This window comes from Ensifer adhaerens (assembly GCF_002007205.1).
Classification (GTDB): Bacteria; Pseudomonadota; Alphaproteobacteria; order Rhizobiales; family Rhizobiaceae; genus Ensifer; species Ensifer adhaerens_D.
Genome location: NZ_LAZS01000012.1, coordinates 921,505 through 933,736, shown reverse-complemented (window position 1 = coordinate 933,736; position 12,232 = coordinate 921,505). Strand labels below are relative to the sequence as shown.

The window sequence follows — 12,232 nt, the reverse complement described above, 5'->3', positions numbered from 1 at the left end:
TTTGAATGTCGGCGTGCTGGCCAGGATGATAGCCTCCACCACCAGAAAATCATCGCTATGGTTCAAGCTCATGTGGCCGGTGCCTGCCGGCAACACCAGGCAATGTCCGGCGCTCACATGCTTCTGAGGCTTCCTCTCGCAGTTTAATGGCATGGTCGCAGTGCTTCAGTTCGGCCGCACGCTCTTCTTCAGCAAAGCGGCTCAGCCACCATGCGCTCGGCCTACAATCCCGCTCCAGTGGTGTATGCCTCATCCTATCGACGCTCATCGGCTCCCCCGCAAGGCTTATTTGGTTTCTACTAAACTGAGGCGTGTACTATCGTCCGGCGGGAGGGGAACGGGCGGATGAGGAGCGGAGAGGTCTAGCACAGATCCATCTCGACTTGCGCGCGCACGTGACGCGTCCTTCGTAGTGCAGGGCTTGTTGCCAGGATGTTCACGATCTCGCCCGAAATGATCATAATGTATCGACCAGAACCGGCTAAACGGATCGTCGGCCCTTACAAAGAAGCAGTCCCAGATGAAGTCCCCCCACCACGGCAGCGATGATTCCGGCGGGGATCTCCCAAGGGTAGATGGTGATTCGCCCGAGCCAGTCGGCCAGCACCATGATGGTCGCCCCCACAGAAGCTGCTGCCCAAAGTTGTTGCGTTGCGTGGCGAAAGCCGAGTAGGCGCGCGACATGGGGGGCGCTCAGACCGATGAAACTCAAGGGACCGACAACCATCGTGGCGACAGCGGTACACGATGCGGCGACCAAGAAGCTGACGCTCCACGCTCTCGGCACGCGCATGCCGAGACCAGCAGCCGTCTCTATCCCAAGCGGCAACAAGGTCATCGGCCGACGCAGGAGAGGAACAATCGCCAGGGCGAGGACTGTGGCGCCGGCAGAAAACAGTGCTTGCTCCTCGGTCACCCGGTAGGTTGAGCCGGAAAGCCAGCTCATCGCCCAAATCGTGCGCGGGTCGCCACTGGCGAGGAAAACCGAGGCCCACCCCGTCGCCATCATCGTAACGGCAAGACCGCCGAGCAGGGTGCGCTCCGGCCTCGCGCGACCTCGCACCAGGGCGGCGCCAAGTGCGGCAGAGACGGCGAGGGCACCAGCGGCCGCGCCGATCGATAGCAAGACAGGATCGACAGCCTGGGTCGAAACGATCACGAGCAGGACGGCCATGATTGCTCCGCCCGATACGCCCAGCGCCTCCGGTGCGGCGAGCGGATTGGAGGTCATGCGCTGGAGAATTCCGCCGGCGATAGCGAGCAAGGCCCCAGCAGCGGCAGACGCCAGCACGCGCGCGCCGCGGAACTCGATGAGATAGTGCAACTCCACTGGCGTGACGGACAACCCCCCATGCTGCGAACGACCGATGGCGAGGCTCGCGCCGACTGCAAGGATGAAGATAAGTGCGAGCAGGGGGAGATTGAGGCGGGACGCGTCTCGGCCGCTGACCCAGCCGACCGTCTGATCCGGCCGGTCGGGCGGCAAGGCTCGAATGAGCATGATCAGCACCGGCGCGCCAATGACCGCGGTCATTGCTCCAATCGGGAGGAAGCCGTCGAACAAGGCTGCCGACAGGCGATCGACGAGGAGTAGCCCAAGTGCACCCAGCAGGGTGGAGTGCATGAGAAGCCGGCCGAAGGTGCGCGCCCCGGTCAATCGCGCGAAAGCCGGAGCCGCAAGCCCGACGAACGCTATAACCCCGACTGCGGCGGCGACGCTTGCGGCCAATGCGACACCCAGGAGGACGGTCATCAGCCGCACCAGCCAGGGTCGGACGCCAAGGGACGCCATTGATGAATCAGGGAGTGAGAGAAGCCCGAGCGGTCGAAGGAAGACGAGGATGAGGAGCGTGGTGACGGCAAGGCGGGCGGCAAGGGCGAGCGCAACGCTGTCGCCGTTTTGAACAAGTGATCCGCTTTGCCAGACGAAGATTTCGGCCAGATAGTCGGTGAACAAAGCAAGCAGCATTCCCGTCGCAGCGCCGGCCGTCATGGCGACCACGACGCCACCGAGTATTATGGCTGAAGCCGAATATCGCCCCCGCGCCGCGATGAGCATGACGGCCGCAGTAGCTAGGGCCCCTCCACCGAGCGCGATCAGCTCGCGGCCGTGCTCGAGCCAGGAGGGGGCAAAGATCGTCGCAGCCGTCAGCGCCAGCGCAGAGCCGGCGGAGGTGCCAAGCGTCGTCGGCTCGGCAAGGGGATTGCGCATCGCCTGCTGCAAGAGGACGCCGCACAGTGCCAGTGCTGCCCCGGAAAGAAGGGCCATGGCGATTTGCGGTGCAAAGGCAAACCGGGCCAGCAATTCAGTCGGCGTAACTGGCTCCTTCCACAGAAGTGCAAACCAGTCTTCCGCCGGGAGCATGCCGAGTGCATCGCGGAGTGTCAGGGCGCCTGCGACAGCGCCAAGAAGCAGGATAGTGAGGCGAAAGGGTTCACGAATGGCGACGAGGGAGCTCATAGGCGAAGCAGGCTCCCTCTTAGGAAACCAGCGAAGCGGTCGGCCGCGGCGATTCCGCCAAACGGCCAGACTGCCGGAATATTTATTACCTGTTGTCGCCGGACGGCCGGCAGTGCCGCCCAGAGACGGCTTTGTTGAATGCGAATCTTCACATTGGCCGGCACGGGCTGAAGCGAAACGATGATGCAATCGCCAAGGGTCACGAGCTTTTCGAAGCTCACGGTCGCGAAACCCCAGGCGGAGGTTGCTCCGGTCCAGGCGTTTTCCACGCCGAGCTGGTCCAGGACATCCTGGAACAGGCCGTTGCGACCGTAAACGCGGGCGTGCCGGTCGTCGAAGAGACTGACGACGGCGACGCGGGGAAGCTTCCTGGTTGCGAGCTCGGCCCGCATGGCCGCAAGGTCGGTTGAGAGCTTTGCGATCCTCTCTTCGGCCTGCGGGCGTCTCCCGAGGTGCGCGGCAAGTCGAACGAACTCGCGCGCCGTGTCGGAAAGCGCGGTGGCGGACCCTTCGTAGAGTTTCAGTGTCTCGACCGGAGCGAAGCGCTGAAGGCGGTTCGCGTCGAGGCCGTAGCCTGAGGCGGTGACGATGAGATCGGGCTTGATTGTCGCTATGCGCTCCATGCTCGGCTCGCCCCGCGAGCCGAGATCAAGCACGCTCTCCGGAAGGGGTGGGGAGACGGCCCAGACACGATAACCGGCAATGTCCGCAACAGCGCGTGGCGTGATGCCAAGGCTCAGAAGCATTTCCGCAGACGTCCACTCCAGGCAGACGGCGGAAGGAGCATCGGCCGCGCGAGCCGGTGGCATCCGGGATGCGAGTCCCGTTGCGCCGGCGGCGATCCCGAACAGGAAGGCACGCCGCCGGAGCTCCTGAGTGACTACCAACGAAGCGTCGCCTTCGCCATGACGCGACGTCGTTCGCCGTAGAAGCAGCCGAATGTCTCATTGAAGCACGAGGCTACGTATTTTTTGTCAAAGAGATTGGTCGCGTTCACAGAGAGAATGACGTCTTCGATCTTATAGCTGAGCGAGGCGTCGACAACGGTGCTGGCCGGCACCTTGAACGAATTCGCGTCGTTTCCGTAACTGGCGCCGACGTAACGCACGCCCGCGCCAAGTCCGAGGCCATCGAGAAACCCATCACTTTCCACGCGATAGTCCGCCCAAAGGGCGGCCGTATGCTGAGGAACGGCCGTCGGCCAGCGCCCCTTGTTGCCACCGTCGGGATCCTTGGTGATCTCGACATCAAGATAGGTATAGCTGGCGCGCAGGTTGAAATTGTGCTCGAGGCTTGCCACCGCCTCGATCTCGACGCCGCGCGAGGTGATCTCGCCCGTCTGCCGCGGCTCCCAAGTGCCGCCCACTGCATCCCAGCGGATTGCGTTTTCGCGCACCAGTTCGAACACCGAGGCCGTAAGGTAGCTGTCAAAGCCCGGCGGCTGGTACTTTACCCCGGCTTCCCATTGCCGACCGCGTTCCGGTTCAAAAAGGGCACCGGTGGCAGAAACGTCGAGCGGCGGCAGGAAGGATTCTGAATAGCTGACATAGGGGGCGATACCATTGTCGAACGTATAGAGCGCACCGGCGCGGCCGGTGAACGCGGAAACAGACTTGTCGACCTCTGTTCCGGCAAGCCGGTTGTCGAGGTCGGTCGATGCCCAGTCGTAGCGACCGCCCAACGCAAAGGACCAATTGTCGATCTTTATCTGGTCCTGGGCATAGAGACCGACCTGGTTCTGCGACGTGACCGTGTTGTTGGAATGGCGGGAGAAGACCGGATCGCTGCCATAGACGGGGTCGAAGACGTTGATCGGGTCGACGGTATAGGCATCCGAGATGTCCTGAAACCGTGTCCAACGATAGTCAAGACCACCGAGCAGGGTGTGCGAGAGCGGTCCGGTATCGACTTCGTACTGGACCTGATTGTCGACCGCGATCGTATTGAGCCGCGAACTGCCCTTGTCTGACCACCGGGATAGCTCGCCGGTCGCTGAGTCCAGATAACCACCGCCATAGATGATCGCCTGGTCGTTTGCGAGATGCGAATAACGAACGTTCTGGCGGACCGTCAGATCCTCGGAAAACTTGTGCTCGAACATATAGCCGAGCGATCCCTGATCCGTGTTGTAGTAATCGAAATCCGGTTCGCCGAGGAATCGGTTCGTCGGGATGCTGCGACCGTCGTTATCGAAAACTGTGCCAAGCGCCGGCATGAACTGAAGTCCCCAGCCTGCCCTGTCGCGCTGGTAGTTGCCCAGGATTGTCAGCGTTGTGTCCTCGTCGGGGCTGTAGGTCAGCGCCGGGGCAACGAAAATGCGATCGTCGTCAACGAAATCAACCTGGGATTTGGCGTTGCGGCCGACGCCTGTCAGGCGATAACTCCAATCGCTCTCTTCGCTGAAGGGCCCGGAGAAATCGAACTGGGTTTCGAACGTGTCAAAATTGCCGGCGCCCAGCGAAATTTCATTGAAGGTCGTATCGGTCGGGCGCTTGCTGACATAGTTGACGATACCTCCCGGGCCGTTCTGGCCATAGAGCACTGACGCCGGTCCTTTCAAGACTTCGATGCGTTCGGCACCATAGGGGTCAAGCGCCTGGAAGTCACCGTAGCTGGTTCCCGGCAGCTTGAGGCCGTCGCGGTAAAATGCCTCGCCCGTCATATCGAAGCCGCGGATCAGGAGCCCACCGTAACGCGTGTCGGCTGCGCCGGTCGTCTCCCCCACGACACCGGCCGTGTAGCGCAATGTTGCGCCAATCGATGAGGCATTCTGCGCTTCAATCTGCTCGGCACTGACGACGGAAACGGACTGCGGCGTTTCCATGAGCGGTGTGTCGGTCTTGGTACCAGTCAGGCTGTTCTTGGCAACAAAGCCGTCGACCGGTCCCCAGCCAGCCCGTTCGCCGTGGGCGACGATCGCCTGAAGCTGGGTGGCGCCCGTATGGATGCCAACGTCGGCCGCGGGATTGACGATGGTCACACTCTTCTGGCCCGCGAAACGATAGGTAAGGCCCGTACCGGAAAGAAGTGCCGACAGAGCCTCGTTTGGGGTACGCGCGCCGCTGACGCCCGGGCTCTTCAGACGACTGGTCGTCCCGCTGTCAGAGAGCACCTGAATGCCACTCGCCACACCAAATCGGGTAAGCGCGGTGTCAAGAGCGCCGGCGGGGACCGAATAGACCGTCGCTGCCTGGGCTAAAACCGGAGAAGCCGACAAGGAAACGCCGGCAAGCCCGATCGCCAGGGTTACGCTGGCATAAAGGACGGCCTTTGTTCGCGGGCGGCGGATCCCGCTCTGCTTTTGCCGCTTCGAATTGTGCATGGTTTAGCCCCGTCTTGCTGTTTCCGGCGCGCGCTGAGCGCGCGTCTCACAGGCCAAAACGATGGAGAATGGAAAACCCGCAAATTTTCTTTGGGCGGGACTTTCTACTTATCTGTTCATGTGTCGGATTGGCGCCGAAGTGCCGGGCTGGAGCGCACAAATGTGGATCTAGATGAGGAGCACGATGCCGCCAGGCGCATCCAGGCGTCGCAGGTGCAGCATCGACTCGAGATGAGAGAGAATCTCCTCTGGCCGCTTGAGATGGAAGACACCGGTGATGCGGCGGGCACCGGCCGCACGGTCGGCGACCACCACGCGACCCTTGCGATGTCGGTTCAGGTCCGAGACCACATCTGTCACCTTGCGATCGCGAAACGTCAGAAAGCCTCTGCGCCAGGACGCGGTCGTGGCGGCATCCGAGAAAGTGACGTCGCTGACGCCATGCTCGGAGTAGCGCACGGCCTCGCTGGAGGCGAGATGGACCGTGTTCACGCACTCGACCGAGATGCTTCCCTCCAGGCAGTCGACGGAGACCTCGGCGGGGCCAAGTTCGACTGCGAATGAACCGCCCGTGGTTGCGCTGGTGCCCGTAGCTGCTGCAACGACAAAGGGACGCTCAGGCTCCGCACGGGCCTCGAACATGGCGGCCCCAGTCCGCAGCAAAAGCCGACGGTGCTTCTCCGAAAAATCAAGATCAATGGCCGTTCCTCCGTCGAGGGTGGCGATGGAACCGTCCGGCAGGTTGACAATTTTCTGCTCGCCCACCGCCGTGGCGTGGTCAGCCGTCAGCGTGTTTAAAGAGGGCAAGTATCCAAGTTCTGACAGACCGGCAGCTGCGAGCAACCCGCCGGCGGCAATGCTCCCCGAAAGCATGGCACGACGCGTGATACGCGATTGTTGCACGCGTGGCGTTGCGGTTTGTTCCAGCGTTTGCCAAAGGAGGGCCGCCTCGCGAAACGCGCGTTCATGCTCCGGGCTCAGCTCCCTCCAGTGCTTCAGGGCCTCGGCATCGCGCACCGTGGCCTCGCCGGACGTCAAGCGCACGACCCAGGCTGACGCTTCGCTCTTCAGAGATTCAAAATCCTTCAACGACACGCTCTCAGCTCCCCGCACATGCACTCTCGACGGGCTCGATTGACTTAACGAACCAAATGCGAAAAAGCGAAATCGTTATTTGCGGTTTAGTTTGGCAAGCCGCTCGCCGCAATGGTCGATCGCCTTGCGGATCTCCATTTCTACCGTGCGGATCGAGACACCGAAGGCCTCTGCTATATCGCGATGACGCTGCTTTTCAAAGCGTGAGGCTATTAGCATGGCGCGCTGGCGGGGCGTCAGTTCATCCATTGCCCGACGCAGATGATCCAGCGTGTCGCGATGTTCCAGCATCCTCTCGGGCGTTGGGCGCTGATCTGCAACATTGAGCAGAACTCCGACTTCGGTCGACGTCAGGTAGCGCGACGGACTGCGTGAGTGGTCGATGGCCAGACTGCGGGCGATACGCCGCAGGTACGGCGCCGGAGCGGCAAGGGCTGCGGCTCCGTTGCGTGAGAGCTTGATCCAGGCCTCTTGGGCGAGGTCCTCAGAATCCTCGCGAGAGCGGGTGCGCGTTGAAAAGTAGCGGATGAGATGCGGCTGCAAACGCAGAAACACATCCAGCAGATCGTCGTCTTTCTCCGCCACCGCCCTATCCCGTCGTTCACTGCAGCATTCATAAGGGCGGCAACGACGTTTCTCAATACTTGATTATAAATATCATATTTCAGTGCGAATGGTGTTGCAATGGTAGCACAGGCGATACTACCGAGCGAAGGCGAGCGGTCGGCCGGAGAACGGTTCGCTAAAAACGCCCATTTCCACACCGAAGATGCGACCGAGTTCCGCGGGCCTCATGATGCTTTCGGGTGTTCCGATAGCGACGACCTCGCCGCCCCGAAGAGCGATCGTTTCATCACAAAAACGTGCCGCCATGTTGACGTCATGCAGCACCGAGATGACTGTCACGCCTTTTTGGGTTGTCAGTCGCCGCACGAGCGAAAGGACTTCGATTTGGTGGGCGATGTCCAGTGCGGAGATCGGTTCGTCGAGCAGCATGCAAGTGGCGTCTTGCGCGACGAGCATCGCGATCCAGGCGCGCTGCCGTTCGCCGCCGGAAAGGCTGTCGACCATGCGGTCGGCGAACGGACCGAGCTGGGTAAGCTCGATCGCTTCGTCCACCTTATCGCGATCCGTTTGGGAGAAGCGGCCCAAAGCGCCGTGCCAGGGATAGCGTCCGAGAGCCACCAGTTCCTTGACCTGTAGGTTTGGAGCAAGCGGGAGGTTTTGAGGTAGGTGGGCCAGCCGGCGCGCCAACTTCCGGCGATCCCAGTTTTCAAGAGGTGCGCCTTCGAAGTGGATCTGGCCGGTGGTCGGCGTGGCAAGCCGGCCGAGAAGTTTCAGCAGCGTTGATTTGCCCGATCCATTGTGGCCGACCAGTGCGACCGACCTGCCTTTCGCAACGTTCAGCGAAATCGACCGCAGTAGCGCCCGGCCCTCGATTGCCACGCCGACATTCTGCAACGAAAATGCGTGAACGGGCGCGGACGAGGTTTCAGTTTCATTCATCGCGAAAAAACCCTGCAAAGTCCGCGAAAGGGACGATCATTTCCTCTACATTTCGTCGCCCCCGCTTGGCAACACTCTGCGGTGCTTTGTACATCGACCGCACAATGTCGACGGGAAATTCGCAGAGGAAGAAGCGGCAGACCTGCCGCTTAGGAAGGCTCGGCGGCCGGCCTCGGTCACCAGCGCTGGCCCCTGTGCGTTTATTGGCCGCCTACGATCCAACCCCCGCGGATCTGGGTCGAGCTCCATCGTTAGTCCCCGGAATGGAGGCGATTGGCACTGCGCCGCACTCCGGCCCCGTACCCCCGCGTGGTCAAGGACACAAATTTCAGCCTACCTGATGAAATTTGTTCGGAAAACTCTCTCGAAGCGCGACTTTCAGTGCGTACCGCGATTGTCATTTTGAACCGCGTCAGAGTTGCTGCCTTCTGCAGGAAGCATGAGCTCCGTAATGCTGCTGCAATTCTCCCGGCAGATTCGGGACGCTGAAACCATGGGGTGCCGATGCGGATACTGCTGATCGAAGACGAGAGAGAGCTGGCGGCCGCGCTGGCTGTGGCGCTCAGCAAATATGGTATCGTCATCGACCATACGACCCATCTCGCCGACGCGGCCGAACTTGCGCGTCAGAACGAATACGGCGCGATTCTTCTCGACCGACGCCTGCCCGACGGCGAAGGGCTGAGCTTCATCCCGCAATTGCGCCGCATTGGCCAGGACGCGCCGATCATCGTCCTGACGGCACGCAACGAGCCAATGGAACGGGTTGAAGGTCTCGACACCGGGGCGGACGACTATCTCGGCAAGCCCTTTCTTGTCGAAGAACTGATGGCGCGCCTGCGCGCCGTGTTGCGCCGTCCGGCTGCGCTTGCCGAGCTTCTAATCAAGGTGGGACGCATGGCGCTCGATCCGCTGAACCTCACTGTGACCGTCGATGACGTGAAGCTCGACGTCCCAAGGCGCGAACTCTTCGTCCTCCAGGCCCTTGCCAGGCGGCGGGACAAAACCGTTCTTCGCTCGACACTCGAAGCTGCGGTCTACAACTACGAAGAAGAGATCCAGTCGAACGCGATCGATGCCCACATTTCAAGGCTCCGCAAGCGGCTGGCGGATGCTGGGGCCGGCGTTTCGATCCACAACATCCGTGGGGTCGGTTACCTCCTGAAGGAAGAGTGATGGGGCTGAAGGAAGAGTGATGGGGCAGGTGGCAAGACGCAATCCGTCGCTCTGGTGGCGCCTCAGCTGGCAATTGAGCCTTGTCATCATCGCCGTCGTCGCCTCGGTGATGATTGGGCTCTCCATCTGGGCAACCACCATCATGTCGCCGAACACGGCCATGGAGGGGACGGTCATCTCGGTCGTGTCCTCCGCCGTAGGCCGGGGAAACGACGGTCAGCTGCAGCTTTCCGAGACCCATGAGCTGACGACGCTCAAGGCGCAAAACAGCGCGTTGTGGTTCGTGGTCGCCACCACCAGCGGTACCTTGGCGTCCTACGGATCTATTCCGGCCGCCTATGCCGGGCTGCCCTCGGTAATCCACCTGTTCGACGAAGCGGACATCAGGGGGGCCGCAACCACCGGCGAGATTGCGACGATCGAAAACGCGAAGACGCCGGCTGGCGAAGTGCGGATTCTGTTTGGCGGCGTGGCGGACAAGGGCTGGGGCGCCCTGGCTCTCTTGGCGAAGGCCTATCCGATCTACCTGTCGTTGATCGCCAGTGCTCTCCCAGCGATTTTTCTTGCCGTTCCTCACATCGTCGGGCGTGCTCTCGCGACGGTGAGCGAGGTTGCCAACGAAGCATCGCGGATCGATCCGCGCCGCCACGGGACACGTCTTCCGCTCGCTGGAATCCCGAACGAGGTCGCCCCGGTTCTGATCGCATTCAACGGCGCACTTGACCGCCTTGAGGGCGAGTCCAAAAAGCGGCGTCGCTTCCTGATCGATGCGGCCCACGAACTGCGAACCCCCATTGCGATCATGCAGACGCGCATCGATGGCATGCCCGATGGGCGGGAGAGGACGCGCCTGATGGATGATGTCGCCCGGCTCGCAGAAACCGCAGAGCAGCTTCTGGACTTCGAGCGCAACGACCAGGCGCTCGTTCTCGACGAGCCGATGGATTTGGTTGACATCGCGCGATCGGCGGTTGCCGATCTCGCTCCGCTGGCGATAGGGGGTGGCTATCAGGTGTCCTTCCACAGTGACGTGGAGACGCTTGTGCGAAAGGGCAACCCGCCCGCCGTGTTGCGCGCGGTCACGAACCTTGTCCGAAATGCAATCGATCACGGTGGCAATGCCGGCATGATAGCCGTCTCGGTCTCAAGCGATGGGCGCGTGGAGGTTTCCGACGAAGGACCCGGCATACCTGCCGAGCATCAGGAACTCGTCTTTGAACCCTTCTACAGAGTTTCTCCCAAGGATACGGGTGCGGGTCTTGGTTTGTGCCTCGTGAAGCAGGTGGCCTCAAACCACGGGGGGCACGTCAGCCTCACGAGTTCAGCGAGCGGAACCACAGTTTCCGTCCACCTCTGATCCGCAAGGCATGGGATACTGTGTCGCCGTTGCCGCTGCGCCGATGCATGAAGGCGCGATTTGCCATAACAGCTTCCCCGGTCACAACGCGGACCAGCTTGTAATTCTGTAGCAATTGTCCATCCCCAAGGTCGCCGTTGCATGCCAACGGAGATCATGAAACGTGCTAAAAGAATATTCAATTCAATCGCTTGCCTGGGTTTTCTCATTGCCCGTCCCGGTCCGTGCGGTGGCGCTGGCAGGACTACTCTCAGCAGCCCTGGCCGGATGCCAATCGGTTCCATTGAAGGAGGCGGGGACTTTGACCTCCTATAGCAACCTTGGTCCGTCGAAAGGCATGATGGCCAAGAAACGCCTCTACGTCGACGGGCAACGTCTGGCCGGCGTGAAGACCGTCCGCATCGCGCCGACGATGTTTTCCTTTTCCGCCGCCTCCAAGATCAAGTCCGGCGCCGATCGCGATTTGGTCTCGAACGCTCTCGATCGGGCGCTCTGCGTCGCGCTCAGCGACAGGTACCAGATGGTCTCTGCCGATCAGCCTGCTGATCTCACGGTTCGCTCCGTGGTCGCCGATATCGTTCCCACAGACAAGGCGCTCGCCGGGGTCTCGACGGCGGTGACGGTTGGTACCGGTTTCGTCTTGCCCGTCAGTGTGCCGCGATTGCCTGTTGGCTTGGGAGGCTTGGCCGTGGAGGCCGAAGCTGTCGATGCCGGCGGTCTGCAAAGCGCTGCGATGCTTTGGGCCCGCGGTGCGAATTCGATCCTCGACAAGCCCCGTGTTTCGCAAGTCGGCGACGCCTACAGCTTTGCGACGAAATTTGCCAACGAGTTTTCTCGGGTCCTGATCTCCGGCAAGGAGCCGAAGGCATTGGATATCTCGCTGCCCACCCGGCAACGCATGCAATCCTGGTTGGGTGGAAAACCCAAATATGCTGCATGCGACGCCTTCGGGCGGGCACCGGGCCTGCTCGGCGCGATCGCAGCCAAGTACGGCGCGCCACCCCAATGGACCGACAATAAACCGAGTTCGGTGGCAGACCAAGCGCGCAAGTCTGCTGTTGTGCGATAGCCTGCCCTGTGGACGGAAGGTGCTGCGCTTCGAGCGATAAAAGCTGTGACCTTTGCTTTGCAACAGCCTCAAGCATGGGACAGGAGTGCAGCATCCGACGCACAAGTTGCACGATCGGCGAAAGCAGACGACGCTTTCATTTACTGTCTTTTTGAGCTGGCTTCAGCCTTTTTGAGTATCTCGGCATCCCATCGGGTAAGTTGCATGTCGCTGCGGTGGCTGTAACGTGACGGATCGCGAGGTATG

9 protein-coding genes are annotated in these 12,232 nt (G+C 61.4%); 3 read left to right on the top strand and 6 right to left on the bottom strand.

Features of this window, described 5'->3' with window-relative positions; all coding sequences use genetic code 11:
- Nucleotides 1–481: 481 nt before the first annotated feature.
- The 6 genes from fhuB to XB14_RS29140 form a co-directional block, all read right to left on the bottom strand.
- Nucleotides 482–2,461, bottom strand: coding sequence for a Fe(3+)-hydroxamate ABC transporter permease FhuB (gene fhuB / locus XB14_RS29165; RefSeq protein ID WP_077967228.1), 1,980 nt, complete (start codon nt 2,459–2,461; stop codon nt 482–484).
- Nucleotides 2,458–3,348: an ABC transporter substrate-binding protein gene (locus tag XB14_RS29160; protein ID WP_268802320.1), complete on the bottom strand. Its 891-nt coding sequence runs from the start codon at nt 3,346–3,348 to the stop codon at nt 2,458–2,460. The genes fhuB and XB14_RS29160 overlap by 4 nt, the downstream gene beginning before the upstream one ends.
- On the bottom strand, nt 3,342–5,783 hold the full coding sequence (locus XB14_RS29155) for a TonB-dependent siderophore receptor (protein WP_077967226.1): 2,442 nt from the start codon (nt 5,781–5,783) through the stop codon (nt 3,342–3,344). The genes XB14_RS29160 and XB14_RS29155 overlap by 7 nt, the downstream gene beginning before the upstream one ends.
- Before the next feature lie 168 nt (nt 5,784–5,951).
- Complete coding sequence (locus XB14_RS29150) at nt 5,952–6,878, bottom strand: FecR family protein (protein ID WP_143348590.1); 927 nt, start codon at nt 6,876–6,878, stop codon at nt 5,952–5,954.
- 75 nt (nt 6,879–6,953) lie between these two features.
- Entirely contained in the window at nt 6,954–7,463 is a 510-nt protein-coding gene (locus XB14_RS29145) for an RNA polymerase sigma factor (RefSeq protein WP_077967222.1), read from the bottom strand.
- A 117-nt stretch (nt 7,464–7,580) separates the two neighbouring features.
- On the bottom strand, nt 7,581–8,384 hold the full coding sequence (locus XB14_RS29140; protein WP_077967837.1) for an ATP-binding cassette domain-containing protein: 804 nt from the start codon (nt 8,382–8,384) through the stop codon (nt 7,581–7,583).
- Nucleotides 8,385–8,888: 504 nt separating this feature from the next.
- Here XB14_RS29140 and XB14_RS29135 point away from each other — a divergent pair.
- The 3 genes from XB14_RS29135 (at nt 8,889) to XB14_RS29125 (ending at nt 11,986) form a co-directional block, all read left to right on the top strand.
- Entirely contained in the window at nt 8,889–9,560 is a 672-nt protein-coding gene (locus XB14_RS29135) for a response regulator transcription factor (RefSeq protein ID WP_077967221.1), read from the top strand.
- A 19-nt stretch (nt 9,561–9,579) separates the two neighbouring features.
- Nucleotides 9,580–10,917 (top strand): sensor histidine kinase, encoded by a 1,338-nt coding sequence (locus XB14_RS29130; protein WP_077967220.1) that lies wholly within the window; start codon nt 9,580–9,582, stop codon nt 10,915–10,917.
- A gap of 208 nt (nt 10,918–11,125) precedes the next feature.
- A complete protein-coding gene (locus XB14_RS29125) occupies nt 11,126–11,986 on the top strand; it encodes a DUF3313 domain-containing protein (RefSeq protein ID WP_234804202.1) in 861 nt (286 codons plus the stop codon).
- The last annotated feature ends 246 nt before the right edge of the window (nt 11,987–12,232 follow it).

Bases quoted from the DNA above. Each gene is read 5' to 3' on its own strand.
- fhuB (WP_077967228.1), bottom strand. From the start codon at position 2,461: ATGAGCTCCCTCGTCGCCATTCGTGAACCCTTTCGCCTCACTATCCTG.
- XB14_RS29155 (WP_077967226.1), bottom strand. From the start codon at position 5,783: ATGCACAATTCGAAGCGGCAAAAGCAGAGCGGGATCCGCCGCCCGCGA.
- XB14_RS29140 (WP_077967837.1), bottom strand. From the start codon at position 8,384: ATGAATGAAACTGAAACCTCGTCCGCGCCCGTTCACGCATTTTCGTTG.
- XB14_RS29135 (WP_077967221.1), top strand. From the start codon at position 8,889: ATGCGGATACTGCTGATCGAAGACGAGAGAGAGCTGGCGGCCGCGCTG.
- XB14_RS29130 (WP_077967220.1), top strand. From the start codon at position 9,580: ATGGGGCAGGTGGCAAGACGCAATCCGTCGCTCTGGTGGCGCCTCAGC.